This is a genomic window from Streptomyces sp. NBC_01429 (assembly GCF_036231945.1).
In the GTDB taxonomy this organism is placed as follows: domain Bacteria; phylum Actinomycetota; class Actinomycetes; order Streptomycetales; family Streptomycetaceae; genus Streptomyces.
On sequence record NZ_CP109599.1, the window covers coordinates 2,073,801 to 2,099,259 of the forward strand.

Consider the following 25,459-nt stretch of genomic DNA (forward strand, 5'->3'; position numbering starts at 1 on the left):
CCCGCTCCCCCGGACCGACCGGTGGGGGCGGGGCACCGCCGCGTACGGCCTCAGCAGCCGCCGCAGTTGTAGTACGTCACGTCCCAGTGGTTGCCCTCGTCCGCGTAGACGTTGCCGGAGCCCGACTGCCACTGCTGGGCGCCGTCCCCGCGTACACCGATGTAGGCGAAGGTGTTCTTGATGTAGTTGGTGACGCAGGTCGACTTGCCGAAGTCCAGCTTGTAGCCGTTCCAGTGCGAGTAGGTGCCGCTCGCGTGGCCGGTCTCCGTGCCTCCCGTGATGTTGAGGGCGCAGCCGGTGGCGCTCCTGAGCGTCTGGGCCCCCTTGGCGGTGTCCAGGTTGAGCTGGTCGAACGACGTACAGGTCGAGACATTCCGGTTGGAGCAGCCGCCCGACGACGACCAGGTGACCCCGGACGAGCTGAACATCGAGGTCGCCGTGGCATGGGTGATCTTCGTGGCCGCCTGGGCGTCGGTGGCCGCCGCGAGCACTCCGAAGCCGGGGGCGAGGAGCGCGCCCACGAGAAGGGCGAGGGCGGTGAGGACCGAGCGGATTTTCATGGGGGGAGTCCCTCTCCTGCTGAGGATCCGACGGGGGACGGCCGGATCCTTACGAACGGTGCGTAGGGCCGGACAGTGGAGCGGGGGGAATCCTGCCCATGTCTACGCGCGTCCATGGCAACGAGAGTCACTCGGTGGAGTGAACATTTCGCGCAGGACCTCATGCTGTTGAAGTTTGAACGAGATAGCGCTACGGTCGATCTCGTTGAAGCTTAAACAATTACTCGCAGGAGGAATCATGGCTCTCTTCGGCCGCAGGAACGACAGCTCCGCCACCGCCACCGCCACCCGTGAGGCGGACCCGGCGCTGGCCGCGCTCACCGGCGAATACACCATCGACGCCGCCCACAGCACGATCGGCTTCACCGTCCGGCACGCGATGGTCACCAATGTCCGGGGCTCGTTCGGCGAACACGAGGGGTACCTGAACCTGGACGGCGCGAACCCGGCCGCCTCCACGGCGTCCATCGACGTCTCGATCGCCAGCGTCGACACCGGCATCGCGGACCGCGACGGCCATCTGCGCAGCGGTGACTTCTTCGACGCCGAGACGTACCCGAAGATGACCTTCCACTCCACCTCGGTCGAGCAGATCGACCCGGAGACCTACCGCCTCACCGGCGACCTGACGATCAAGGACGTCACCAAGCCGCTCACCATCGACCTGGAGTTCCACGGCTCGGCCACCGACGTGTACGGCAACGAGCGCGTCGGATTCGAGGGCAGCGCCACCATCCTGCGCTCCGACTGGGGCCTGACCTGGAACGCGGCGCTGGAGACCGGCGGCGTGATGGTCAGCGACAAGGTCAAGCTGGGCTTCGACATCTCCGCGGTCAAGAAGGCCGCGGCGGCCGCCTGAGCCCCCGGCGATCGCGGTGACCGGCGGACGGGAGGAGCGGAGCGCGCGGGGCGGGCCTCAGAAGCCCCCGCCGTCGAAGCCTCCTCCGCCGCCGCCGAAGTCCCCTCCCCCGCCGCCACCGAAGCCGCCGCCGAAGTCGCCCGGGTCGAAGTCCGCGCCCGAGTAGTCGCCCCCGCCGAAGCCGGCGGCGTCACCGCCGCCGAAGTCCGCGGCATAGGCGGGGCTCGCCATCATCGAGCCGAGCATCGTCCCCACCAGCAGCCCCGGCAGCAGGCCGCCGCCGAAGTAGCCCCCGGCCCACGGCCCGTACGCCGGGCCCGCCTCGTAGTAGGGCCGCGGACCCTGGTCGGTCGCCACCGTACGCACCGCCGGGTCCTCGCCGTCCGCCAGCCGCGCCGCGTCGGCCGCGCAGACCGGCACGGTCCGCCGCGCCCCGGCGGGCGGGGACCACTGCGCGTCGGTCGTCGAGGGGCCGTGGCGCGGGTCGAAGAAGCACGGCGAGCGGCGCTCGGGAAGCGGGGCGCCCCGCCGGCGCGCGGCCAGCGTGGCCAGGGAGAACCGGCCGTCCTCCAGCGCCCGCGTCACCCCGCTCACGTCGTCGGGCCGCTGGGCCGAGCCCATCAGGGACTTGGCGTTCTCGTACGCGTCCAGGGAGTGGGCGTAGTCCGCGCGCATGGCGTCGTCCGCGCCCGCCTCCGAGGGGTGGAAGTCGAGCCGGTCCAGCTCCTCGCCGAAGGCGGTGATGTCCTCGTCCACGACGACCCGCAGCTTCTCCAGGGCCTCCCGCTCCCGCTCCGCCTTCTTCCGGCGGTTCCTGCGCGTGACGGCGTACGCGCCCGCGCCGCCCACCACGGCGATCGAGCCGAGCGCGATGAGACCGCCGGCCGGGTCGCCGCCGTCACCCCCTCCCGAGGCGGTGCCCCACGAGGCCGGGGCCTGGCCCCTGGCCTGCGGAAGCGCCTGGTCCACGAAGTTGTTCAGCTCGGTCACGGTGTCGACCGGGCCACCCGCCCTGACCGCTTCGGCGAGGTTGGCGACGGCCTGCCGCGACATGACCGCACGGTCGGCGTTGGCGCCGAAGGAGTCACCGAGGCGGATCGCGTACAGCCCCGTCACCCCGGTCTGCGTCCGCACCGTCCGCAGCACGCTGTCCTTCGGGAAGTCGGCCGTGGCGGGCAGGACGGCCACGAAGACCGGCTTGCCCGCGTCCTTGATCTTCTTCGCCAGGGCCTCGGCGTCGGCCGCCGGGAGCTGGGACGCGGCCCGGGGGTCCACATAGACGGGCCCCTCCTTCAGTGCCGCGCCCACGGCCGCCGGACCCGTGTCGGCGGCCGTCGCGGCGGGCGCGGCGGCGACGGCGGCCGCGGAAAAGACGAGAAGCAGCCCGGAAAGTGTGGAAAACAGCCTCGGCCTCATACCCAGACGCTACCCGAAGTGTGGCAATACCGGACAGGCAAAGGGTGGGCAAAATTGACACGTGCCTGGACGTGACGGACAACGCGTCGGCCAACGGGGCCCGCGCCCGGATCTGGACCTGCACCGGAGCCGCCAACCAGAAGTGGCGGCTCCAGAGCTGGGACCAGGGCCGGGGCGGGAGCCGGGCCGGGCCGGGTCACTCCGCCGGTTCGACCCCGGCGCGCAGCAGTCCGTACGTGTACGCGTCCTCCAGCGCCTGCCAGGAGGCCGCGATGACGTTCTCGCCGACACCGACCGTGGACCACTCGGTGCCGCCGTCGCCCGTGGTGATCAGGACCCGGGTGGTGGACTCCGTACCGTGCCTGCCTTCGAGGATGCGGACCTTGTAGTCCACCAGCTCGAACTTGGCCAGCTGCGGGTAGATCCGCTCCAGACCGTTGCGCATGGCCCGGTCCAGCGCATTGACCGGGCCGTTGCCCTCGGCGGTGGAGACGATGCGCTCGCCCTTGGCCCACAGCTTCACGGTGGCCTCGTTGGCGTGCGTGCCGTCGGGGCGGTCCTCGACGATCGCGCGCCAGGACTCCGTGCGGAAGTAGCCGCGGACCCGGCCCTCGACCTCCTCGCGGAGCATCAGCTCGAAGGAGGCGTCGGCCGCCTCGTACGTGTAGCCCTTCAGCTCGCGCTCCTTGACCCGGCCGACGACCCGGCCGACCAGATCGCGGTCGCCGCCGAGGTCGATGCCCAGCTCCTTGCCCTTCAGCTCGACGGAGGCGCGGCCCGCCATGTCGGAGACGAGCATCCGCATGGTGTTGCCGACCAGCTCGGGCGCGATGTGCTGGTACAGGTCGGGGTCGACCTTGATCGCGGAGGCGTGCAGTCCGCCCTTGTGGGCGAAGGCCGAGACCCCGACGTACGGCTGGTGGGTGGAGGGGGCGAGGTTGACGATCTCGGCGACGGCGTGCGAGATCCGGGTCATCTCGGCGAGCGCGCCCTCGGGCAGCACGCGCTTGTCGTACTTCAGCTCCAGGGCGGCGACGACCGGGAAGAGGTTGGCGTTGCCGACGCGCTCGCCGTATCCGTTGGCCGTGCACTGGACGTGGGTGGCGCCCGCGTCGACCGCCGCGAGGGTGTTGGCGACGGCGCAGCCGGTGTCGTCCTGGGCGTGGATGCCGAGCCGGGCGCCGGTGTCGGCGAGCACGGTGGCGACGACGGCGTGGATCTGCGCGGGCAGCATCCCGCCGTTGGTGTCGCACAGGACGACGACATCGGCGCCCGCCTCGGCGGCGGCCCGTACGACGGACTTGGCGTACTCGGGGTTGGCGCGGTAGCCGTCGAAGAAGTGCTCGCAGTCGACGAAGACCCGGCGGCCCTGTTCGCGCAGGTGGGCGACGGTGTCGCGGACCATCGCCACGTTCTCGTCGAGGGTCGTGCGCAGCGCCAGTTCGACATGGCGGTCGTGTGCCTTGGCGACCAGGGTCACCACCGGCGCCCCGGACTCGACCAGCGCTCTGACCTGGGGGTCCTCGGATGCCTTGGCGCCGGGCCTGCGGGTGGAGCCGAAGGCGACGAGCTGGGCGTGCCGGAAGTCGATCTCCTGCTGGGCCCGCGCGAAGAACTCGGTGTCGCGCGGGTTGGCGCCGGGCCAGCCGCCCTCGATGAAGCCCACCCCGAAGTCGTCCAGATGCCGGGCGATGGCCAGCTTGTCGGCGACCGTGAGGTTGATGCCTTCGCGCTGTGCGCCGTCGCGCAGCGTCGTGTCGAAGACATGAAAACTGTCGTCGGTCTCCGCGGACTCTGTGGTCATGGTGGTTTGCTCCTGTCGAGTGGAAGGTCTCGCTCCACTTGCCCCCATCATCGCGTGCCGCCCGTTCTCCGCCGGGGTGGGGCCGGAAAACGAAAAAACCCCTCGCGGGTGCGAGAGGTCTGCGCGCGGGTCTGGGGCACGATGGCCGCGCCGTACGGGTGGTACGGGGCAGTCACTGCGGACCGGCGCGCTTGCTGCCGATAATCATGGCGAACGAAAGCACGGGGCGATTTTCGCATGTCCCGCCCGGACGGGAGGAACCGTCTCACGATGCGGGCGGTGGACGGCGGACGGCCGGGTCCGCGCCCCGGAGGGCGCGGACCCGGGCCGCCGGGGCGCGGACCCGGCAGGCTCTCAGCCCAGCTCGTGCATCCAGCCGTGGGCGTCGGGGCCCTTGCCGGTCTGGATGTCGAGCAGCGCCGCGCGCAGCTTCAGCGTGACCTCGCCGGGCTCGCCGCCGGCCTGGGTCCACTCGCCGCTCGCCGACTTGACCACACCGACGGGGGTGATCACCGCCGCCGTACCGCAGGCGAAGACCTCGGTGAGCGTGCCGTTCTCCGCGTCGCGGCGCCACTGCTCCTTCGAGATCCGGCCCTCCTCGGAGGCGTAGCCGAGGTCTCCGGCCAGTTTGAGCAGCGAGTCACGGGTGATGCCCGCCAGCAGGGAGCCGGTCAGCTCCGGCGTGACGATGCGGTCCCCGTACACGAAGTACAGGTTCATCCCGCCCAGCTCCTCGACCCAGCGGTGCTCCACCGCGTCCAGATAGGCCACCTGGGCGCAGCCCTTCTCCGCCGCCTCGGCCTGGGCGAGCAGGGAGGCCGCGTAGTTGCCGCCGGTCTTGGCGTCGCCGATGCCGCCGGGGACCGCGCGGACGTAGTTCTCCGAGAGCCAGACGGAGACCGGCTCGACGCCGCCGGGGAAGTAGGCGCCGGCGGGCGAGGCGATGACGAGGAACAGGTACTCGTTGGCCGGCCGGACACCGAGACCGACCTCCGCCGCGATCATGAACGGGCGCAGGTAGAGGGAGTCCTCCCCGCCGTGCGCCGGCACCCACGCCTTGTCCTGCTGGACGAGCGCGTCGCACGCGGCGATGAACGTCTCGACGGGCAGCTCGGGCATGGCGAGCCTGCGGGCCGAGCTCTGGAAGCGGGCGGCGTTGGCCTCGGGGCGGAAGGTGGCGACCGTGCCGTCGGGGCGGCGGTAGGCCTTGAGCCCCTCGAAGATCTCCTGCGCGTAGTGCAGGGTCATGTTGGCCGGGTCGAGCGAGAGCGGGCCGTACGGGACGAGCTGCGCGTCGTGCCAGCCGCGCCCCTCCGTCCACCTGATCGTCACCATGTGGTCGGTGAAGTACCGGCCGAACCCGGGAGCGGTGAGGATCGCCTCGCGCTCCGCGTCGGACAGCGGGCTGGAGGAGGGCTTGAGTTCGATCGTGGTTGGCGTGGTCATGAATACTCGTCCTTCACCGGTTGTGTGTGACGGACCGTGCTCACACCGCTACGCCTACTAGGACGTCCGAGCATTCCCGTGTGCTGCGGCCCACTCCGATTATCGCTCGGAAGGGCGGGACGGAAACGTGTGGGTGAGTGCGGTCCGTGGCTGATGGTGTCACCCGGCGGCCGCACCGCACAGCGCAGCCGCCGGGTTCCTGGGGAGACCCGGCGGCTGCGTGAGGAAGTCGTCGGGTCAGCTCGCTACTCGTACGGCGAGCGCGTCACCGATCTCGTCGGTCGTACGCGCGGAGGCCGCCGTACCGTCACGCCCGGCGAGGTCGGCCGCGACGGCCTCCTCGATCCGGACGGCCTCGGCGTCGAAGCCGAGGTGCCGCAGCAGCAGGGCGACGGAGAGGATGGTGGCCGTGGGGTCGGCCTTCCCCTGGCCCGCGATGTCCGGGGCCGATCCGTGGACCGGCTCGAACATGGACGGGAACGTGCGGTCCGGATTGATGTTCGCGGACGCGGCCAGGCCGATACCGCCGGTCACGGCGGCGGCCAGGTCGGTGAGGATGTCACCGAAGAGGTTGTCGGTGACGATCACGTCGAAGCGCTCGGGCTGGGTGACGAAGAAGATCGTCGCCGCGTCGACGTGCAGATAGTCGGTGGTGACCTCGGGGTACTCCTGGCCCACGCGGTCGAAGATGTTCTTCCACAGGTGGCCCGCGTAGACGAGGACGTTGTTCTTGTGGACCAGCGTCAGCTTCTTGCGGGGACGGGAGTTGGCCCGCTCGTACGCGTCGCGCACGACGCGCTCCACGCCGTATGCCGTATTGAGGCTCACCTCGGTGGCCACCTCGGCGGGCGTGCCGGTGCGCAGGGAGCCGCCGTTGCCCGTGTAGGGGCCCTCGGTGCCCTCGCGCACGACGACGAAGTCGATCTCGGGCCGGCCGGCCAGCGGGGTCGACGTGTTCGGGAAGAGCTTCGACGGACGCAGGTTCACGTAGTGGTCGAAGGCGAAGCGCAGCTTGAGCAGCAGTCCGCGCTCCAGGACGCCGGACGGCACGGACGGGTCGCCGATCGCGCCGAGCAGGATCGCGTCGTGGTCCTTGAGCGCGTCGAGGTCCGCGTCCGGGAGGGTCTCTCCGGTGCGGTGCCAGCGGCTGGCGCCGAGGTCGAACTCCGTCGTCTCCAGTTTCACGTCCTGCGGGAGGACGGACTCAAGGACCTTGAGGCCCTGGGCCACGACTTCCCGGCCGATGCCGTCACCGGGGATCACTGCGAGACTGAGGCTGCGAGACATGACGGCAGCCTAACGCTCGTCCCATCCCATGACACGGCACGTCCATTCTGTGGACACATTGCGATTCGGTCGCCCACTGGACGCCGGGGCTCCACGCCGGCGCCATCCGGCGGTGCGACGGTCGAGCCATGGAATCTCCCACTCCCCGGGTCGGGATCCCCGACCATCTCGCCTCCCGCATGACCATGCCGGAGCAGCACGAGTATCTGCGCGCCCGGATCGGCCGGCGCGGTCTGCTGCGCGCCGGGACACTCGCCGCCGGGACGGTGGCGGGCGCCGGGCTGCTCGGCTCCAGCGGCGCCACGGCGTCCCCCACCGCGCCGGCCTTTCTTCCCTCGTCGGCCGCCACCCGGGTGGACGGCTCGCTGGTCGCGCCGTTCGGCCGCCACCTCGCCTTCGGCTCGGACCCGAAGACCCGGATGACGGTCTCGTGGCAGGTGCCGCTGCCGGTGCGGAACCCGTACGTACGGGTCGGCCCGAAGCCCTGGGACCTGAGCCGGAAGATCGGGGCGGAGGTACGGCCGCTGCACACGCCGTCGCTGTCGGCGAAGCTGCCCGCCGTCGACCAGTACTACCTGCACGCCTCGCTGGAGCGGCTGCGCCCCGGCACGACGTACTACTACGGCGTCGGCCACGACGGCTTCGACCCGGCGGACGCGCGGCACATCGGGACGGTGGGAAGCTTCCGTACGGCCCCGTCCCACGCCGAGCCGTTCGTCTTCACCGCCTTCGGGGACCAGGGGGTGTCGTACGACGCCCTCGCCAACGACCAGGTGATCCTGGGCCAGAACCCGGTCTTCCATCTGCACGCGGGGGACATCTGCTACGCGGACAGCAACGGCCGGGGGCTGCCCGCCGACACGTACGACGCGCGCGTGTGGGACCAGTTCCTGGCGCAGACCGAGCCGGTCGCGTCGCGGGTGCCGTGGATGGTGACCACCGGGAACCACGACATGGAGGCGTGGTACTCCCCCAACGGCTACGGCGGGCAGAACGCGCGCTGGACGCTGCCGGAGGGCGGGCCCGATCCGGTGAGGTCACCGGGCGTGTACGCGTTCACGTACGGCAACGTGGCGGTGGTGGCGCTGGACGCCAACGACGTCTCGCACGAGATCCGCGCCAACACCGGCTACACGGACGGCGCCCAGACCCGATGGCTGGACAAGCGGCTGGGCGAGCTGCGCGCGGACCGGGACGTCGACTTCATCGTGGTCTTCTTCCACCACTGCGCCTTCTCCACGACGAACGCGCACGCCTCCGACGGTGGCGTGCGGGACGCGTGGGTGCCGCTGTTCGACAAGCACGGCGTCGATCTGGTCGTCAACGGCCACAACCATGTGTACGAGCGGACGGACGCGCTGCGCGGCGGCGGCGTCAAGCGCCGGGTGCCGGTCGGCGAGTCCGTCAGCTCGGTACGGGACGGCATCGTGTACGTCACGGCGGGCGGCGCGGGCAAGGCGCTGTACGACTTCCCGGTGCCGGACAGCTACGAGGGCCATGTGGCCGACCTGGAGAGCGTGCCCACGTACCACTGGACGGCGGACGGCGCGAAGGCTACCGAGACCGTGGAGTGGTCCCGGGTGCGCTACACCGGCTTCTCGTTCCTCGCCGTCGAGGTGACGACGGGGCACCGCCCCGAGCTGCGGGTCTCCGCGCTGGCCGAGTCGGGCCGGCGCGTCGACCACTTCACGGTCACGCGCTGACAGCGGTCACGCGCCGACCTCGGTCACGCGCCGGCGCGGACAGGAGCGGCCGACCGGCCGGAGGGCCGCCGTCAGTGGCCGGTCGAGCCGCCGTTGTCCCTGCGGTCGAGGGCACGCTGGAGGGCGGCGGCGGCGTTCTTGCGGTCGGACTCGCTGGTGCGGGGGGTGTGACGGACACGGCGGCGGACGGTCGTCTCGGCCATGATGATCGACTCCTTGAGGCAGTGGGGACACGCGGCGGAACCACGTGATGCAGCTGCGAGGTGCCGGGGCGGGGGCGTCTGCGCGACAGGGATTGCCTGTATGGCGCGGGCCCACGACCGCCCTTCGCTGGATGGAGCGAGACGTTCGGCTCATTCCAAGCTAAGCGAGGGGCGGCCGTCTGTCTGCACGATTACTCGGACTTCCTACTATCTGAGACGGCGCGGCGCTTCAGGCCACTACAGCACCGCTCCTTCGCGCCAGTCGAAGACCAGCGCGCCACCGGAGGGGTCGAGCGGCGGGTGGCCGGCGGACGGGCGCAGATAGAGGGCGCCCTCCTCCTCCGGCAGGCGGACGACTCCCCCGGGCCCCAGCGCCTCGATCCGGTCCGGCCAGGGGTGCCAGCCGCGGGCTCGGTAGAGGAGGGCGCCGTCGTCCGAGGCCGCCAGGGCTCCGGCCGCATAGGCACCGTCGAGCACCCGTTCGAGCGAGGCCATCACCCGGCCGCCGAGACCCTGGCGGCGCCGGTCGGCCCGTACGGCGACGGCCTCCACGTAACCGATGCGGTACGAGCGGCCCGCCAGCAGGACCCGGCGCTGGACCAGGCTGCCGTGGGCGACGAACGCGCCGTCCGGGTCCCGTACGAAGGCGTGGATGCCGCCGAGCCCGTGGTCCCAGTCCTCGTCGTCGAACCCTTCCTCGAAGGCGTCGTCCAACAGGGCGCGGATCGCGCTGAGTTCGGCCGGAGCGAGTTCGAAGGTGTGAGCGGTACGCAACGGTAACGTCATGCGCCCACTCTCCCAGGCCACGCGCGCCCCCTGCCCGTCGTTTCGCCGAGCCGGACCGGGGCACCCGGGCCGCGGAGGCAAACATGGACGTACGGACCAGGACCCGCGACGGGCACGACAAGGCGCGGCGCGCGGCGAACAGCTCCGCCATGGACGCGGCGGCCCGCTGGGGCTTCGGCTCGCGCGGTGTGATCTATCTGCTCATCGGCGTGCTGGCGCTGCGGGTCGCGTTCGGCAGCGGTCAGCAGGCCGACAAGGGCGGCGCGCTGGCCGAACTGGCCGCGAGGCCGATGGGATCCGTCCTGCTCTGGGCGGTGGGCGTCGGGCTCGCCGGGATGGCGCTGTGGCGGCTCTCCGAGGCGCTGTTCGGCCTGGCGGGCCCGGACGGCTCCGAGGCGGGCAAGCGGCTGCTGTCCGCCGGGCGGGCCGTCTTCTACGGATTCTCCGCGTACTCGGTGCTGGCGTTCGCGGTCGGGGAGAAGAGCAGCGGCAAGGGGTCGAGCGACCAGGAGTCGCGCGATGTCACGGCGAAGGCCCTGGAGCTGCCGGGCGGCCGGTGGATCGTGGGGGCCGCCGGGGTGGGGGTGGCGCTCGCGGGGCTGTGGATCGGCGCCCGCGCGGTGCTGCGCAAGTACCACAAGCATCTGAAGCTGGGCGAGATGTCGCGCGCCGAGCGGCGGTTCGTCGATGTCGCGGGCGTGGGCGGCGGATCCGCGCGGGGCGTCCTGTTCACGGCGGCCGGGGTGTTCGTGGTGCTGGCGGCCGTCGCGTACGAGCCGGACAAGGCGAAGGGGTTCGACAACACGCTGCGCTCGTTCACCGACACCCCGGCGGGGCCGTGGCTGCTGGCCGTGGTCGCGGTGGGGCTGGCGCTGTTCGGGGTCTTCTCGTGCTCGATGGCCCGCTGGCGCAAGGTCTGAGAGGCCGCCCCCGGAGGGGCCGCCCCCGTATGAGGACCGCCCCCGTACCGGAAGGGGGGGCAACCGGTACGGGGGCGGGATCGGGGGACGGAGCCGTCAGCCCATGTGCGGGTAGCGGTAGTCCGTCGGCGGGACCAGCGTCTCCTTGATGGCGCGGGTCAGCGTCCAGCGCATCAGGTTCTGCGGCGCGCCCGCCTTGTCGTTGGTGCCGGACGCGCGACCGCCGCCGAAGGGCTGCTGGCCGACGACGGCGCCGGTCGACTTGTCGTTGATGTAGAAGTTGCCGGCCGCGTAGCGCAGCTTCTCCATGGTGTGCGCGGCGGCGGCGCGGTCGCCCGCGATGACGGCCCCGGTCAGGGCGTACGCCGAGACGGACTCCATCTGGTCGAGCATGGCCTCGTACTGGGCGTCGTCGTAGACGTGCACGGCGAGGATCGGGCCGAAGTACTCGGTGGTGAAGACCTCGCTCGAAGGGTCGGTGCAGAGGATGACGGTCGGGCGGACGAAGTAGCCGACGGAGTCGTCGTACGTCCCGCCCGCGACGATCGTGCAGGTGGGGTCGGCGGCGGCGCGGTCGATCGCGGCCTTGTTCTTGGCGAAGGCGCGCTCGTCGATGACGGCGCCGATGAAGTTCGACAGGTCGGTGACGTCGCCCATGGCGATCCCGTCGACCTCGGCCGCGAACTCCGCCTCGAAGCCGTCGTTCCAGATCGACGCGGGAATGTACGCACGCGAGGACGCCGAACACTTCTGGCCCTGGTACTCGAAGGAGCCCCTGGTCAGCGCGGTCTTGAGGATCGCGCGGTCGGCGCTCGGATGGGCGACGACGAAGTCCTTGCCGCCCGTCTCGCCGACGATCCGCGGGTAGGAGCGGTACTTCTCGATGTTGTTGCCGACCGTCTTCCACAGGTGCTGGAAGGTCTTGGTCGAGCCGGTGAAGTGGATGCCCGCCAGCTCGGGGTGGTTCAGGGCCACCTCGGAGACGGCGGAGCCGTCGCCCGTCACCAGGTTGATGACGCCCTTGGGCAGTCCGGCCTCCTCAAGCACCCGCATCAGCAGGACGGCGGCGAGGGTCTGCGTCGGGGACGGCTTCCACACCACGACATTGCCCATGAGCGCGGGCGCGGTGGGCAGATTGCCCGCGATGGCGGTGAAGTTGAAGGGCGTGATCGCGTAGACGAAGCCTTCGAGCGGGCGGTGGTCGAGCCGGTTCCAGACACCGGGCGAGTTGGCCGGCGGCTGCTCGGCGAGCAGGTCACGGGCGTACTTGACGTTGAAGCGCCAGAAGTCGACCAGCTCGCACGGGGTGTCGATCTCGGCCTGCTGCGCGGTCTTCGACTGGCCGAGCATGGTCGCGGCGGCCAGCGTCTCGCGCCAGGGGCCGGCGAGCAGCTCGGCGGCGCGCAGGATGATCGCGGCGCGGTCGTCGAAGGCCATCGCGCGCCAGCCGGGGGCGGCGGCCAGCGCGGCGTCGACCGCGTCCCGCGCGTCCTGCTCGGTGGCACCGGCGAAGGTGCCCAGCACGGCCCGGTGGTTGTGGGGCTGTACGACGTCGACGCGGGCGCCGCCGCCCATCCGCTTCTCGCCGCCGATGGTCATCGGCAGGTCGACGGGGTTCTCGGCCAGCTCCTTGAGCCTGGCCTCCAGGCGGGCCAGCTCGGCGGAGCCGGGAGCGTACCCGTGCACCGGCTCGTTGACCGGCGCGGGAACCTGGGTCACAGCGTCCATGGTGGCGAATCTCCTCAATCTGCTGGATCTGTACGTCGGTCGTGCTGGGTTGCGTCGTCGCGCTCGGGTGCGGGTGCGGGTGCGGGGCCGCGGCCGGGCCGGTCAGCCGCGGGTGACCAGCGAGCGCAGGAAGAACGCGAGGTTGGCGGGGCGCTCGGCGAGGCGGCGCATGAAGTAGCCGTACCAGTCGGTGCCGTACGCGATGTAGACCCGCATCCGGTGTCCCTCGGCGGCGAGCCGGAGCTGCTCGGCCTCGCGGATGCCGTACAGCATCTGGAACTCGTACTCATCGAGCTTACGTCCGGCACGCCGGGCGAGGTCCTGGGCGATCGCGACGATGCGCGGGTCGTGGGTGCCGACCATCGGGTAGCCGCCGCCCTCCATCAGGATCCGCAGCGAGCGGATGTACGCCTTGTCGACCTCGCCCTTGTCCTGGTGGGCGACGGAGGCGGGCTCCTTGTAGGCGCCCTTGACGAGGCGGACGCGCGAGCCGGCGGCGGCGAGGGCGCGGCAGTCCTCCTCGGTGCGGAAGAGGTACGACTGCACGACCGCGCCGGTCTGCGGGAAGCGCTCGCGCAGCTCACCGTGGATGGCGAGCATCGAGTCGATGGTGGTGTGGTCCTCGGCGTCGAGGGTGACCGTGGTGCCGATCTCGGCGGCGGCCTCGACGACGGCGGTGACGTTCTCCAGCGCGAGGCCGTGCCCGCCGGGCAGGGCCTGGCCGAAGGAGGACAGCTTCACCGACATCTCGGCGCGCGTCCCCAGCTCCAGCGGCGCGAGGGCCTCGATCAGCCGCAGGTACGCGTCCCGGGCGGCCAGCGCCTCGGACCGGTCGGTGATGTCCTCGCCGAGCACGTCGAGGGTGATCTCCAGACCGCTGTCGGCCATCGTCCGGATGACGGGAGTCGTCTCCTCGACGGACTCACCGGCGATGAACCGGTTCACCACCGGCTTGGTGACCGGGGCGGCCGAGACGGCGCGGCGCATGGTGTCGCTGCGCGACGCGGCGAGGATCACGGGACCCAGCACGGGTCACCTCCACGGTGGAATCGAAACGGGGAACCGCAAACGGGGAACCACTGCGAAACCTAGAGACCGCTCCGATCCTCTGCCATCGACAGCTGTCACGCATCCGTGGCCCCCATCTCAGACATATGTCTGAAGCCGGTGGGAGAATGTCCGGGTGAACGATGGTTATCAGGAACTGGTCGACGAGATCTCGGCGCTCCTGGGCGTCCCGGCGACGCTGGAGAACCGCGACTTCGGGCTGATCGCCTTCGGCGCGCACGACAGCGAGGACGACACGGCGATGGACCCGGTCAGGACGCGCTCGATCCTGACCCGGAAGTCGACACCGGCGGTCCGCGCCTGGTTCGAGGCGTTCGGCATCACGCGCGCCACGGATCCGGTCCGCATCCCGGCCGCACCGGACGCGGGGGTCTTCCGGGGCCGGATCTGTCTGCCCGTGCGCCACCGGGGCCATGTCCTCGGCTACGTATGGCTGCTGGACGACTCGGACCCGGGACCGGCCGCCTCCCGGCTGGCGGCGGCGATGGAGGTGACCGGCCGGATCGGCGATCTGCTCGCCGACGAGCTGCGGACCGGGGTGGACCTGGCCCGCGAGCTGCGGGCGGTGCTCACCGCCGGGCCGGGCTGGCAGCGGGAGATGGCGCTGGCCACCCTGCGCACGGCGCTCGGCCCGAGCGCGGAGGGCCTGCATGTGGTGGTCTGCGTGGCGCCCTGGCGCGACGAGGAGCCGGGGACACGCGCGGTGCCGGGGACGGCGGCGCTGTGCACCCTGCCGTACGGCTACGGCCACGGGAGCGGCGCCGAGGACACGGCGGGGGCCGATTCCGACGGGCGGGGCGGCCCGGCTGCGCTGGCCCTGCTCGTACGGCTGCGCTCCGCCGACGCGCTCGCCCCCGTGCTCGCGGCCGTGGACCGGCTGCGCGAGAGCGCGGGCCCCGGGGCCGCCGCCGGCGCGAGCGCCCCGCGCCGGGGCCCCGCCGAACTGCCGGAGGCCTGGCGCGAGGCGGTCGCGGCGGCCCGCGCCTGCGAGGCCCAGCCCCGCTTCGGCCCGGTGGCCCAGTGGGCGTCCATCGGCCCGTACCGCCTGCTCACCGCGCTGCCCACCGGGCCCGATCCCGCGGTCCGTACGCTCCTGTCCCCCGCCCACGGCGAACTGGCGCACACCGCCGAGGTGTTCCTCGACCACGCCGGGCAGGCGGGCCGCACCGCCTCGGCCCTGGGCATCCACCGGCAGACGCTCTACTACCGGCTCTCCCGGATCGAGCAGCTCACCGGCCTCGATCTGGACGACGGCGAGGACCGGCTGCTCCTCCACATGGCACTGAAGGCGGCACGGCTCTGACCGGCGGGTACACACCGCGGTGGGTCAGAGGTCAGCGCACAGGTCGCGCGCCTTGCCAATGCCGGCCTTCACCTCGGCGTCGACCTTGAACGTCATCATGATGCGGTCGGTCGCCTCCTGGAGCGTGGTCGCGAGCGGCTTGTACGCGGCGTCGCCCGCCGCGGCCGCGCGCGAAAGGCTGTACGCGGCGCCCCAGCGGTGGCTCGCGACTTCCCCGGCGGGTCCCTTGGTCATGTACTTCGACTCGTCGAACCCGTCGAGAGCCGCACAGGCGGCCACGGCGTCGGCTCGCGCCCCCGGCTCCTCACCACCACCCGAGAGCGCCCATGCCGCGCCCACGCCCCCGCCTCCGAGCACCAGCCCGACCGCCAGGGCGATCACCAGCGGCCCGGCAGGCCGCGTGGCCGGGGCTGTCAGGGCTGCCGGCGGCTCCGACCGTGCGGTGGAAGGGGGTTCAGCGGGCGGCGTGCGCGGCTGATCCGACTGCGGTGAGGGCGACGACTGCATAAGAAGATCTTTCCACCGCGGCGTCGGCAGGACAACAGGCCGCGGCTACAGAGCCCGTGACGTGGCTGAGGGGCCCGGTGCCGACACCGGGCCCCTCAGCCACGTACCAGCGGACCGCGTCAGTCGGTCAGGTTCACCGAGCGGGCCGAGGCCGCGCCGATCTCCTCGGAGATCTCGGCGAGCACCGCCGGCGGCACGGTGTCGTCCACGGTGAGCACGACCAGCGCCTCGCCGCCCTCCTCCGCGCGCGCGACCTGCATGCCCGCGATGTTCAGCCCGGCCTCGCCGAGGATCCGGCCGACCGTGCCGACGACGCCGGGGCGGTCCTCGTACCGCAGCACGACCATGTGGTCGGCCAGCGCCAGCTCCACGTCGTACTCACCGATCGCGACGATTTTCAGCAGGTGCTTGGGCCCGGCCAGGGTGCCGGAGACCGAGACCTCCTCGCCGTCGGCGAGGGTGCCGCGCACGGTGACCACATTGCGGTGGTTCGGGGACTCGCTGGAGGTGGTGAGCCGGACCTCGACGCCACGCTCCTGAGCGAACAGCGGGGCGTTGACGTACGACACGGTCTCGGCGACGACATCCTCGAACACGCCCTTGAGCGCGGAGAGTTCGAGCACCTTCACATCGTGCTGGGTGATCTCGCCGTACACCTCGACATCGAGCCGGGCGGCGACCTCGCCCGCGAGGGCGGTGAAGATCCGGCCGAGCTTCTCGGCGAGCGGCAGGCCCGGGCGTACGTCCTCGGCGATGACCCCGCCCTGGACGTTGACCGCGTCCGGTACGAGTTCACCGGCGAGCGCGAGCCGTACGGACCTGGCGACGGCGATGCCCGCCTTCTCCTGCGCCTCGTCGGTGGAGGCGCCGAGGTGCGGGGTGCAGACGACCTGGTCGAACTGGAACAGCGGGGAGTCCGTGCAGGGCTCCTTCGTGTACACGTCCAGCCCGGCACCGGCGACGCGGCCCTCCTTGAGGGCGGAGGCGAGCGCCTCCTCGTCGACGATCCCGCCGCGCGCGGCGTTGACAATCCGCACGGACGGCTTGACCTTGTGGAGCGCCTCGTCGCCGATCAGACCCAGCGTCTCGGGGGTCTTGGGCAGGTGCACCGTGATGAAGTCGGAGACTTCGAGCAGCTCGTCCAGCGACAGCAGCTTGACGCCCATCTGCGCGGCGCGGGCCGGCTGCACATAGGGGTCGTACGCCACGATCTTCATGCCGAAGGCGGACATGCGCTGCGCGACCAGCACGCCGATGCGGCCGAGGCCGACGACGCCGAGGGTCTTCTCGCTCAGCTCGACGCCCGTGTACTTGGAGCGCTTCCACTCGCCGTTCTTGAGGGCGGTGTTCGCCTGCGGGATGTTGCGCGCGGTGGCGACGAGCAGACCGCAGGCCAGCTCGGCGGCGGTGACGATATTGGAGGTCGGCGCGTTGACGACCATCACGCCGGCCTTGGTGGCGGCGGCGACGTCGACGTTGTCGAGACCGACCCCGGCGCGGGCGACGACCCTCAGCTTCGAGGCCGCGGCGACGGCCTCGGCGTCGACCTTGGTCGCGGAGCGGACGAGAATCGCGTCCACATCGGCGATCGCGGGCAGCAGTTGCGCGCGGTCGGCGCCGTCACAGTGCCGGATCTCGAAATCCGGACCGAGTGCGTCGACGGTGGCGGGCGAAAGCTCTTCAGCGATGAGTACGACAGGTTTCGAGCTCACGTGAGTCCTCACAAGTCCCATTGCGGACGGCCGTCCCGACGGCCGCATGCGGTGGAGGGGTCCTAGGGCGGAGCGCGCCCTAACCGCGTGAAAGACGCACGACGCTGTGGGCCTGACGCGTATGTGTTGAGCAGTGTAATGCCGTCGCCGGAGGGTTATTCCGCCCGTGCGGCAGGATCACTCGTACGTGCGGCCCGGCGTCGGCGCCCGGTGCGGCGGCCCCGGTCCGTGCGGGAATCCGCAGGGACCGGGGCCGCCCGTCCAGGTACTACGCGTCGTCGTTGTCGACCCAGCTCATGAGCTTGCGCAGCTCGGCGCCGGTGGTCGCCAGCAGGCTGTCGCTGTCGGCCTTCTTGTACTCGTTGTACTTCTTCAGACCGCCGTGGTACTCGTCCATCCAGTTCTTGGCGAACGTACCGTCCTGGATCTCGGCCAGGATCTTCTTCATCTCGACCTTGGTCTGGTCGTTGATGACGCGCGGGCCGCTGACGTAGTCGCCCCACTCGGCGGTCTCGGAGACCGACCAGCGCATCTTCTCCAGGCCGCCCTCGTACATGAGGTCCACGATCAGCTTCAGCTCGTGGAGGCACTCGAAGTACGCGATCTCCGGCTGGTAGCCGGCCTCGGTCAGCGTCTCGAAGCCCGCCTTGACCAGCGCGGCGGTACCGCCGCAGAGGACGGCCTGCTCGCCGAAGAGGTCGGTCTCGGTCTCTTCCTTGAAGGTCGTCTTGATGACGCCGGCGCGGGTGCCGCCGATGCCCTTCGCGTACGAGAGGGCCAGCGCGAACGCCTTGCCGGAGAAGTCCTGCTCGACGGCCGCGATACACGGAACGCCGCGGCCCTCCTCGTACTGGCGGCGGACCAGGTGGCCCGGGCCCTTGGGGGCGACCATCGCGACATCGACGTTGGCCGGCGGCTTGATGAACTCGTAGCGGATGTTCAGGCCGTGGCCGAAGAAGAGCGCGTCGCCGTCCTTCAGGTTGTCCTTGATGGACTCCTCGTAGACCTGGCCCTGGATCGGGTCCGGCACCAGGATCATGATGACGTCGGCCTCGGCGGCGGCCTCGGCCGGCGTCACCACGCGCAGGCCCTGCTCCTCGGCCTTGGCCTTGGACTTCGAGCCCTCGTGCAGGCCGACCCGGACGTCGACACCCGAGTCACGGAGCGACAGCGCGTGGGCGTGGCCCTGGCTGCCGTACCCGATGACCGCGACCTTGCGGTTCTGGATGATGGACAGGTCGGCATCGTCGTCGTAGAACAGCTCGGCCACTGGGTCTTCTCCTTGATGTGCACTTCGGTGGAACAGCTCGCTCCCCACCGTACGGCGGGGCGGCTGATGGTGGTTTCCCGGTCTCGGTATTCGAGCCGGGAGGACACTGCCTAGGCGCTGCGGTCGAGCGCCCGGAGGCTGCGGTCCGTGATGGACCGCGCGCCGCGCCCTATGGCGATCGTCCCGGACTGCACGAGCTCCTTGATGCCGAACTGCTCCAGCATCTTGAGCATCGCGTCGAGCTTGTCGCTCGATCCGGTGGCCTCGATCGTGACGGCCTCGGGTGAGACGTCCACGGTCTTGGCGCGGAACAGCTGGACGATCTCGACGATCTGGGAGCGGGTCTCGTTGTCGGCCCTGACCTTCACCAGGACCAGCTCGCGCTGGATCGCAGCGCCGGGCTCCAGTTCGACGATCTTGAGGACGTTCACCAGCTTGTTGAGCTGTTTCGTCACCTGCTCCAGGGGCAGTTCCTCGACATTGACCACGATGGTGATGCGGGAGATGTCGGGGTGTTCGGTGACACCGACCGCGAGTGAGTCGATGTTGAACCCGCGGCGGGAGAACAGCGCGGCGATCCGGGCGAGGATGCCGGGGGTGTTCTCCACCAGAACGGAGAGTGTGTGCCTGGTCATGGTCGGTCTCTTCTCTCGGGCTCTCGTTCCGCGGTCAGTCGTCTGCGCTGTCGCCGAAGTCGGGACGGACGTCCCGGGCGGCCATGACCTCGTCGTTCGAGGTGCCGGCGGCGACCATCGGCCACACCTGGGCGTCCTCGTGGACGATGAAGTCGACCACGACGGGGCGGTCGTTGATGGCGTTGGCCTTGGCGATCACCGCGTCCAGCTCGTCCGGGGACTCACAGCGCATCGCGACGCATCCCATGGCCTCCGCCAGCTTCACGAAGTCCGGGACCCGGGTGCCGCCGGTGGGGCCGCCGTCGGTCTCCTGGCCCGCGTGCAGCACGGTGTTGGAGTAGCGCTGGTTGTAGAAGAGGGTCTGCCACTGGCGGACCATGCCCAGCGCGCCGTTGTTGATGATCGCGACCTTGATCGGGATGTTGTTCAGGGCGCAGGTGGTGAGTTCCTGGTTGGTCATCTGGAAGCAGCCGTCGCCGTCGATCGCCCAGACCGTACGGTCCGGCAGCCCGGCCTTGGCGCCCATGGCGGCGGGGACCGCGTACCCCATGGTTCCGGCGCCGCCGGAGTTCAGCCAGGTGGCGGGCTTCTCGTACTGGATGAAGTGGGCGGCCCACATCTGGTGCTGGCCGACGCCCGCGGCGAAGACGGTGCCCTCGGGCGCGAGCCGGCCGATGCGCTCGATGACCTGCTGCGGTGCGAGCGTGCCGTTGTCGGGCTGGTCGTAACCGAGGGGGTAGGTCTCGCGCCAGCGGTTGAGGTCCTTCCACCAGGCCGCGTATCCCGACTTGGCGGCCTCTCCGACCTGGCCCTCGGTGTGCTCTGTCTGGACGGCCTGGACGAGGTCGGCGAGGACCTCGCGGGCGTCGCCGACGATCGGCACGTCCGCGATGCGGTTCTTGCCGATCTCGGCCGGGTCGATGTCGGCGTGCACGATCTTGGCGTGCGGGGCGAAGCTCTCCAGCTTGCCGGTGACGCGGTCGTCGAAGCGGGCGCCCAGGGCCACGATCAGGTCGGCCTTCTGGAGCGCGGTGACGGCGGTGACCGCCCCGTGCATGCCCGGCATGCCCACGTGCAGGGGGTGGGTGTCGGGGAACGCGCCCAGCGCCATCAGGGTGGTGGTGACGGGGGCCCCGGTCAGCTCGGCGAGGACCTTCAGCTCGGCCGTGGCGCGGGCCTTGAGAACTCCGCCGCCGACGTACAGCACCGGGCGCTTGGCCTGGGAGATCAGCTTGGCGGCCTCGCGGATCTGCTTGGCGTGCGGCTTGGTCACCGGGCGGTAGCCGGGCAGGTCCTGGACGGGCGGCCAGCTGAAGGTGGTCCGCGCCTGGAGGGCGTCCTTGGCGATGTCGACCAGGACGGGTCCCGGACGGCCGGTAGAGGCGATGTGGAAGGCCTCCGCGATGGTCCTGGGGATGTCCTCGGCCTTGGTGACGAGGAAGTTGTGCTTCGTGATCGGCATGGTGATGCCGCAGATGTCCGCCTCCTGGAAGGCGTCCGTGCCGATCGCGGCGCTCGCCACCTGCCCGGTGATCGCGACCAGCGGCACGGAGTCCATGTGCGCGTCGGCGATCGGCGTGACCAGGTTGGTGGCGCCGGGGCCCGAGGTCGCCATGCAGACGCCGACCTTGCCGGTGGCCTGGGCGTATCCCTCGGCCGCGTGGCCGGCGCCCTGCTCGTGGCGGACGAGGATGTGGCGGACCCGGGTGGAGTCCATCATCGGGTCGTACGCGGGGAGGATGGCGCCGCCGGGGATGCCGAATACCGTGTCGGCGCCCACTTCCTCAAGAGAGCGGATGAGCGACTGCGCGCCCGTGACGTGCTCGACGGAGGCGGAGGACGGTGCGCCGTTACGGGCCCGCGGCTGCGGATGGTGGGCCCCGGTGGCCTGGTCGGTCATCGGCATTCTCTTCTCGAAGCTGAGGGTTTTTGCGAGGGTTTGGGGTGTGCCGGTGCAACAAAAAACCCCTCGTGCCGTGAGGCAGGCGAGGGGAGCGCGTCGGTGCGGTCTGCAGAGCGGGTACGGGGCTCTGCTTCAGCCGACGCGCTTTCCAAGTACGAGAATTCGGGTGCGCATGGCACTGACCCTCCCTCCGCCGCGCCCCGACTGTCAAGTGGGTGGGACGGGCGTCTCACTATTTGAGCGCATGGTGGGACGCGGAATCCGGTCGGAGACCGGCTGACGGGAGCGCCGGACGGGCAGCGCGCTGCCGGAGAGGACCGGCTGGGCGACGGCGCCCGGGACCGGGTACGAGCCCGCGACCAGGGCGCGGCGCAGCCGGTGCTCGTCCAGCGGTCCGGCGAAGGCCATGCCCTGACCGTGGGTGCATCCCATGGCGCGCAGGGCGATCACCTGTTCGGGGACGTCGACGCCCTCGGCGACGGACTGCATGCCGAGGTCGCAGGCGATCCGGAGCAGCCCCGCGGTGATCTTGTGCAGCCTGGCGGACTCCACGACGCCCTCGACCAGTCCGCGGTCCAGTTTCAGTACGTCGACGGGGAGCCTGCGCAGGGCGCTTATCGCCGCGTATCCGCTGCCGAAGCCGTCGAGCGCGATCCGGACGCCGAGTCGGCGCAGCGCGACGAGACGGTGCTCCAGCTCGTCCAGGGAGGCGCGCGGGTCGCTGTCGGACAGCTCGATCATCAGGGCGCCCGAGGGCAGCCCGTGCCGGGTCAGCAGCGCTTCGATGGAGCCCAGCGGCATGGACTTGTCGAGCAGCCTGCGGGCGGGCAGCCGGACGGCCACGGGGACGGTGTGGCCGAGCCCGGCGCGCTCGGCGGCCTGCTCGACGGCCTGTTCGAGCAGCCAGCGGCCCAGTTCCGCGGTGCGGTCGCTGTCGTCGGCGACGCGCAGGAACTCGGCGGGGGTGTACAGGATGCCCTGGGCGGAGCGCCATCGGGCCTGGGCGGCGACGGCGGAGACCCGGCCGGAGGTGAGGTGCACCACGGGCTGGTGGAGCAGGGCGAACTCGCCGTCGTGCAGGGCGGTGCGCAGCCGGGTGGCCAGCTCGGTCCTGCGGACCACGTCCGCCTGCATCTGGGGCGCGTACAGCTCGACGCGGTCCTTGCCCGCCGCCTTGGCGCGGTACATGGCGAGGTCGGCGTTGCGCATGAGGCCGGTGGGAGTTATCCCCGGCTCGGCGAAGGCGACGCCGATGGAGGCGGCGACCCGGACGTCGTTGCCGTCGATCCGGTACGGCTGGGAGAGCCGGAGGCGGAGCCGGTCGGCGATCTCGTGGACCTGGTACTCCCGGGCCGTGCGGTCGGTGGAGCCGTCGCCGAGGACGATGGCGGCGAACTCGTCGCCGCCGAGCCTGGCGGCGGTGTCCCCGGCCCGTACGGACTCCTGGAGGCGGTGGGCGGCCTGGACGAGCAGCTCGTCACCGGTCTGGTGGCCCAGCCGGTCGTTGACGCCCTTGAAGCCGTCGAGGTCGATGAAGAGCACCGCGGTGCCGGCGTCGGTCGCGCGGCGGCCGGCGAGGGCCTGGCGGACCCGTTCGGTGAACAGGGCGCGGTTGGGGAGGTCGGTGAGCGGGTCGTGCTCGGCGTTGTGCTGCAACTGCGCCTGGAGGCGGACGCGCTCGGTGACGTCCCGGCTGTTGAAGATCAGCCCGCCCTGGTGGCGGTTGACGGTGGACTCCACGTTGAGCCAGCCGCCGCTGCCGGAGCTGAACCGGCACTCGATCCTGGTGGTGGGTTCCTCCGCCGGAGGTGTGGCGAGAAAGCGCCGGACCTCGTGGATCACCCGGCCGAGGTCGTCCGGGTGGATGATCGAGGCCAGTTCGGCGCCGACGAGATCCTCGGCGTCCCGCCCGTACACCCCCGCCGCCGCGGGGCTGACGTAGCGCAGGGTGCCGGAGGCCGCGGCGATCATGATCACATCGCTGGACCCCTGCACCAGGGAGCGGAAGTGGTTCTCCTTCTGGGCCAGTTCATGGGTGAGCGCGATGTTGTCGACGAGCATGATGCCCTGCCGTATGACCAGGGCGAGGACGACCGTGCAGCCGGTGAGGACGACGACCCGGTCGACCCGGCGGCCCTCGATGACGTTGTAGAGAATCCCCAGCGTGCAGACGGCGGCGGCCAGATACGGCGTGAGCGCGGCCAGCGAGCTGGCGATGGGCGTGGAGTGGCGGCCCTGCCGGGGCGGTGCCGGGACGGTGTCCGTCATGCGGCGCACCCCCCAGGGCGCGTAGGCGAGGAGCAGCGAGCCGGCGAACCATCCGGCGTCCAGCAGCTGTCCGGAGCGGTAGGTGTCACGCAGCAGCGGGGAGGTGAACAGGGCATCACAGAGCACCGTCAGGGCAAGGGCGGCGATCGCGGTGTTGACCGCGGAGCGGCTGCCCGTGGCGCGCCGGAAGTGGAGCGCGAGGACCATGCTGACGAGCACGATGTCGAGCAGTGGATAGGCGAGCGAGAGAGCGGCCTGGAGCACGCTCTCGCCCTGGAAGGTCGCCGTGCGCGCGAGCGCGAGGCTCCAGGAGAGGGTGAGCAGCGAACCGCCGATGAGCCAGGAGTCCAGCGCGAGACAGACCCAGCCGGCCCTGCTCACCGGGCGCTTGGCGAGGACGAGCAGCCCCACGATGGCGGGCGGCGCGAAGCAGAGGAAGAAGAGATCCGCGAAGGAGGGGCTGGGTACGGGCTCGTCGAGCACGACTTCGTACCACCCCCAGACCGCGTTTCCCGCCGAGGCCATCGCGGACGAGAACGAGAACAGCAGCCAGGCGGGCCGGAAGCGGCTGGTGTGGCCGCGGGCGTAGAAGAAGCAGGAGACGGCGGCGATCAGGGCGGCGAGGCTCAGCCCGAAGTCACCCATGAACAGGGCCAGCCGCTCCGAGCCCCAGCCCAGCGCGGCGCCGGCGGCGTAGCCCGCGCAGATCAGGGCGAGGAGGAGCTGGGCGGCCGGCCCGCTGCTTCCGCCGGCGGCCGGGCGCGCGCCGACGACCATGCCCTCGGCGCTCACCGGAGCGCTCCGTGAGATGTCTGAGGTGTCTGAGGTGTCTCCGTGACCGTCGGCGCGCACGGTGTGCGCTCCGGGGTGTCCGGAGGCCGCCGCCGGCGTCCTTGACGCGTCGGATCGTTCGTCCATCGGCCGTACATCGCCCGTCGCCCCCCTCGGTTCCTGATCGCTCCGCCGCACCGCCCCAGGCGCGGCACAGCCCCCAGATCGGGACGATACACCAGACTCGTCACTCAGGGACATAGTTCTTCTACTCTCCGTGACGACCTGGGGTGTTGTCGGCATCGGGGGTGCGGCGGGGCGGTCGCGACGGGCGCGCGGGACGGTGCGGGGCGCCCGCTCCGCGGGGTTCAGGCTCCCGTGGTGAGGACGACGTTCAGCGGCTCGTCCCCGGCCGCGAACCGGGTCAGCTGCTCGACGAGCAGACGCTTGGCGCGCGGCAGGAAGGCGGAGGTGGGTCCGCCGACGTGGGGACTGATCAGGACACCCGGAGCATGCCAGAGCGGATGGTCCGCGGGCAGGGGCTCGGGGTCGGTGACATCGAGAGCGGCCTGGATCCTGCCGCTCTCCAGCTCCGCGAGGAGCGCCTTGGTGTCGACGACCGCGCCCCGTGCGACGTTCACGAGCAGCGCGCCGTCCTTCATCCCGGCCAGGAAAGCGGCTCCGGCCAGCCCCTTGGTCCCCTCGGTGAGCGGCGTCGAGAGGATCACCACGTCCGCCTCGGGCAGCAGCGCGGGCAGTTCGGTGAACGCGTGGACCGCGCCGCGCTCCGTGGTGCGGGCGGAGCGCGCGACGCGTATCACCCGCGCGCACTCGAAGGGCGCGAGCCGGTCCTCGACGGCGGCGCCGATCGAGCCGTACCCGACGATCAGTACGGACTTGTCGGCGAGCGCCTGGTGGAAGCCGGAGTTCCACTCCCGCCGGTCCTGGGACCTGACGAAACCGGGCACCCCGCGCAGGGAGGCGAGGGTCAGGGTGAGGGCCAGCTCGGCCGTGCTGGCCTCGTGGACGCCCTTGGCGTTGCACAGCCGCACCCCGGGCGCCAGCACGTCCAGTCCGGGGGTCACGTTGTCGACGCCCGCGGAGAGGGTCTGTACGAGGCGCAGGGACGTCATGCCGGCCAGCGGCCTGGTGGAGATCTCCGGACCGCGCATGTACGGCACGACGTACAGGGCGCAGCGCGCCGGGTCGGCGGGGAAGGAGTCCTCGCCGTCCCAGAAGCGGTAGTCCAGGCCCTCGGGAAGCCCTTCGATCTCGTCTGCCGGAAGCGGGAGCCATACGTCTGAAGTCAT

The 25,459-nt window shown here is 71.2% G+C and carries 20 protein-coding genes and 1 pseudogene; 5 read left to right on the forward strand and 16 right to left on the reverse strand.

All coding sequences use genetic code 11. The features are described 5' to 3' along the window. Window positions 1–50: 50 nt before the first annotated feature. A complete protein-coding gene (locus OG627_RS08540) occupies window positions 51–560 on the reverse strand; it encodes a hypothetical protein (RefSeq protein WP_329063028.1) in 510 nt (169 codons plus the stop codon). Between the two features lie 238 nt (window positions 561–798). Here OG627_RS08540 and OG627_RS08545 point away from each other — a divergent pair, with 238 nt between their 5' ends. Beyond that, window positions 799–1,419, forward strand: coding sequence for a YceI family protein (locus OG627_RS08545; protein WP_329063030.1), 621 nt, complete (start codon window positions 799–801; stop codon window positions 1,417–1,419). A 57-nt stretch (window positions 1,420–1,476) separates the two neighbouring features. On the opposite strand, the gene OG627_RS08550 is transcribed toward OG627_RS08545, so the two are convergent. Next, window positions 1,477–2,835, reverse strand: a complete 1,359-nt coding sequence (locus OG627_RS08550) for a hypothetical protein (protein WP_329063032.1) — start codon at window positions 2,833–2,835, stop codon at window positions 1,477–1,479. Window positions 2,836–2,891: 56 nt separating this feature from the next. On the opposite strand from OG627_RS08550, the pseudogene OG627_RS08555 reads away from it, so the two are divergent. After that, window positions 2,892–2,990, forward strand: a pseudogene (locus OG627_RS08555) (RICIN domain-containing protein); the annotation flags it as partial. Window positions 2,991–3,031: 41 nt separating this feature from the next. On the opposite strand, the gene cimA reads toward OG627_RS08555, so the two are convergent. The 3 genes from cimA to OG627_RS08570 all read right to left on the reverse strand — a co-directional run bounded on the left by cimA (window position 3,032) and on the right by OG627_RS08570 (window position 7,372). After that, the gene (gene cimA / locus OG627_RS08560) at window positions 3,032–4,639 is read right to left on the reverse strand and encodes a citramalate synthase (RefSeq protein WP_329063035.1); all 1,608 of its coding nucleotides are present in this window, start codon (window positions 4,637–4,639) and stop codon (window positions 3,032–3,034) included. 354 nt (window positions 4,640–4,993) lie between these two features. Next, window positions 4,994–6,085: a branched-chain amino acid aminotransferase gene (locus OG627_RS08565; RefSeq protein WP_329063037.1), complete on the reverse strand. Its 1,092-nt coding sequence runs from the start codon at window positions 6,083–6,085 to the stop codon at window positions 4,994–4,996. A 237-nt stretch (window positions 6,086–6,322) separates the two neighbouring features. Continuing rightward, window positions 6,323–7,372: a 3-isopropylmalate dehydrogenase gene (locus OG627_RS08570; protein ID WP_329063039.1), complete on the reverse strand. Its 1,050-nt coding sequence runs from the start codon at window positions 7,370–7,372 to the stop codon at window positions 6,323–6,325. Between the two features lie 128 nt (window positions 7,373–7,500). Here OG627_RS08570 and OG627_RS08575 point away from each other — a divergent pair, with 128 nt between their 5' ends. Next, on the forward strand, window positions 7,501–9,075 hold the full coding sequence (locus OG627_RS08575; RefSeq protein WP_329063042.1) for a purple acid phosphatase family protein: 1,575 nt from the start codon (window positions 7,501–7,503) through the stop codon (window positions 9,073–9,075). Window positions 9,076–9,146: 71 nt separating this feature from the next. On the opposite strand, the gene OG627_RS08580 is transcribed toward OG627_RS08575, so the two are convergent. Together OG627_RS08580 and OG627_RS08585 are read right to left on the reverse strand one after the other, a co-directional pair. Next, a complete protein-coding gene (locus tag OG627_RS08580; protein WP_106979167.1) occupies window positions 9,147–9,278 on the reverse strand; it encodes a hypothetical protein in 132 nt (43 codons plus the stop codon). Between the two features lie 237 nt (window positions 9,279–9,515). Then, on the reverse strand, window positions 9,516–10,064 hold the full coding sequence (locus OG627_RS08585; RefSeq protein ID WP_329063046.1) for a GNAT family N-acetyltransferase: 549 nt from the start codon (window positions 10,062–10,064) through the stop codon (window positions 9,516–9,518). A gap of 83 nt (window positions 10,065–10,147) precedes the next feature. On the opposite strand from OG627_RS08585, the gene OG627_RS08590 reads away from it, so the two are divergent. Then, window positions 10,148–10,984 (forward strand): DUF1206 domain-containing protein, encoded by an 837-nt coding sequence (locus tag OG627_RS08590; protein WP_329063048.1) that lies wholly within the window; start codon window positions 10,148–10,150, stop codon window positions 10,982–10,984. Window positions 10,985–11,080: 96 nt separating this feature from the next. On the opposite strand, the gene pruA is transcribed toward OG627_RS08590, so the two are convergent. Next, window positions 11,081–12,712 carry an L-glutamate gamma-semialdehyde dehydrogenase gene (gene pruA, locus OG627_RS08595; protein ID WP_329063050.1) on the reverse strand — a complete coding sequence of 544 codons (1,632 nt, stop codon included), beginning with the start codon at window positions 12,710–12,712 and terminating at the stop codon, window positions 11,081–11,083. A gap of 102 nt (window positions 12,713–12,814) precedes the next feature. After that, on the reverse strand, window positions 12,815–13,741 hold the full coding sequence (locus tag OG627_RS08600) for a proline dehydrogenase family protein (RefSeq protein ID WP_329063052.1): 927 nt from the start codon (window positions 13,739–13,741) through the stop codon (window positions 12,815–12,817). A gap of 154 nt (window positions 13,742–13,895) precedes the next feature. On the opposite strand from OG627_RS08600, the gene OG627_RS08605 reads away from it, so the two are divergent. Continuing rightward, on the forward strand, window positions 13,896–15,083 hold the full coding sequence (locus tag OG627_RS08605; protein ID WP_329063054.1) for a PucR family transcriptional regulator: 1,188 nt from the start codon (window positions 13,896–13,898) through the stop codon (window positions 15,081–15,083). Window positions 15,084–15,107: 24 nt separating this feature from the next. On the opposite strand, the gene OG627_RS08610 is transcribed toward OG627_RS08605, so the two are convergent. The 7 genes from OG627_RS08610 to OG627_RS08640 all read right to left on the reverse strand — a co-directional run bounded on the left by OG627_RS08610 (window position 15,108) and on the right by OG627_RS08640 (window position 25,459). Further along, window positions 15,108–15,464: a hypothetical protein gene (locus OG627_RS08610; RefSeq protein ID WP_329063056.1), complete on the reverse strand. Its 357-nt coding sequence runs from the start codon at window positions 15,462–15,464 to the stop codon at window positions 15,108–15,110. 245 nt (window positions 15,465–15,709) lie between these two features. Beyond that, entirely contained in the window at window positions 15,710–17,302 is a 1,593-nt protein-coding gene (gene serA / locus OG627_RS08615) for a phosphoglycerate dehydrogenase (RefSeq protein WP_329063058.1), read from the reverse strand. A gap of 268 nt (window positions 17,303–17,570) precedes the next feature. Beyond that, window positions 17,571–18,572, reverse strand: coding sequence for a ketol-acid reductoisomerase (ilvC, locus tag OG627_RS08620; protein WP_329063060.1), 1,002 nt, complete (start codon window positions 18,570–18,572; stop codon window positions 17,571–17,573). 110 nt (window positions 18,573–18,682) lie between these two features. Then, the gene (ilvN, locus tag OG627_RS08625) at window positions 18,683–19,207 is read right to left on the reverse strand and encodes an acetolactate synthase small subunit (protein WP_066945691.1); all 525 of its coding nucleotides are present in this window, start codon (window positions 19,205–19,207) and stop codon (window positions 18,683–18,685) included. A 34-nt stretch (window positions 19,208–19,241) separates the two neighbouring features. Next, window positions 19,242–21,107, reverse strand: a complete 1,866-nt coding sequence (locus OG627_RS08630; RefSeq protein ID WP_329063065.1) for an acetolactate synthase large subunit — start codon at window positions 21,105–21,107, stop codon at window positions 19,242–19,244. A gap of 210 nt (window positions 21,108–21,317) precedes the next feature. Further along, entirely contained in the window at window positions 21,318–24,155 is a 2,838-nt protein-coding gene (locus OG627_RS08635; RefSeq protein WP_329072493.1) for a putative bifunctional diguanylate cyclase/phosphodiesterase, read from the reverse strand. A 362-nt stretch (window positions 24,156–24,517) separates the two neighbouring features. Then, window positions 24,518–25,459 (reverse strand): 2-hydroxyacid dehydrogenase, encoded by a 942-nt coding sequence (locus OG627_RS08640; protein ID WP_329063067.1) that lies wholly within the window; start codon window positions 25,457–25,459, stop codon window positions 24,518–24,520.

Bases quoted from the DNA above. Each gene is read 5' to 3' on its own strand.
- OG627_RS08590 (WP_329063048.1), top strand. From the start codon at position 10,148: ATGGACGTACGGACCAGGACCCGCGACGGGCACGACAAGGCGCGGCGC.
- OG627_RS08630 (WP_329063065.1), bottom strand. From the start codon at position 21,107: ATGACCGACCAGGCCACCGGGGCCCACCATCCGCAGCCGCGGGCCCGT.
- OG627_RS08545 (WP_329063030.1), top strand. From the start codon at position 799: ATGGCTCTCTTCGGCCGCAGGAACGACAGCTCCGCCACCGCCACCGCC.
- OG627_RS08575 (WP_329063042.1), top strand. From the start codon at position 7,501: ATGGAATCTCCCACTCCCCGGGTCGGGATCCCCGACCATCTCGCCTCC.
- pruA (WP_329063050.1), bottom strand. From the start codon at position 12,712: ATGGACGCTGTGACCCAGGTTCCCGCGCCGGTCAACGAGCCGGTGCAC.
- OG627_RS08640 (WP_329063067.1), bottom strand. From the start codon at position 25,459: ATGACTTCAGACGTATGGCTCCCGCTTCCGGCAGACGAGATCGAAGGG.
- OG627_RS08565 (WP_329063037.1), bottom strand. From the start codon at position 6,085: ATGACCACGCCAACCACGATCGAACTCAAGCCCTCCTCCAGCCCGCTG.
- OG627_RS08540 (WP_329063028.1), bottom strand. From the start codon at position 560: ATGAAAATCCGCTCGGTCCTCACCGCCCTCGCCCTTCTCGTGGGCGCG.
- cimA (WP_329063035.1), bottom strand. From the start codon at position 4,639: ATGACCACAGAGTCCGCGGAGACCGACGACAGTTTTCATGTCTTCGAC.
- OG627_RS08635 (WP_329072493.1), bottom strand. From the start codon at position 24,155: ATGGTCGTCGGCGCGCGCCCGGCCGCCGGCGGAAGCAGCGGGCCGGCC.
- OG627_RS08580 (WP_106979167.1), bottom strand. From the start codon at position 9,278: ATGGCCGAGACGACCGTCCGCCGCCGTGTCCGTCACACCCCCCGCACC.
- OG627_RS08585 (WP_329063046.1), bottom strand. From the start codon at position 10,064: ATGACGTTACCGTTGCGTACCGCTCACACCTTCGAACTCGCTCCGGCC.
- ilvN (WP_066945691.1), bottom strand. From the start codon at position 19,207: ATGACCAGGCACACACTCTCCGTTCTGGTGGAGAACACCCCCGGCATC.
- OG627_RS08550 (WP_329063032.1), bottom strand. From the start codon at position 2,835: ATGAGGCCGAGGCTGTTTTCCACACTTTCCGGGCTGCTTCTCGTCTTT.
- OG627_RS08570 (WP_329063039.1), bottom strand. From the start codon at position 7,372: ATGTCTCGCAGCCTCAGTCTCGCAGTGATCCCCGGTGACGGCATCGGC.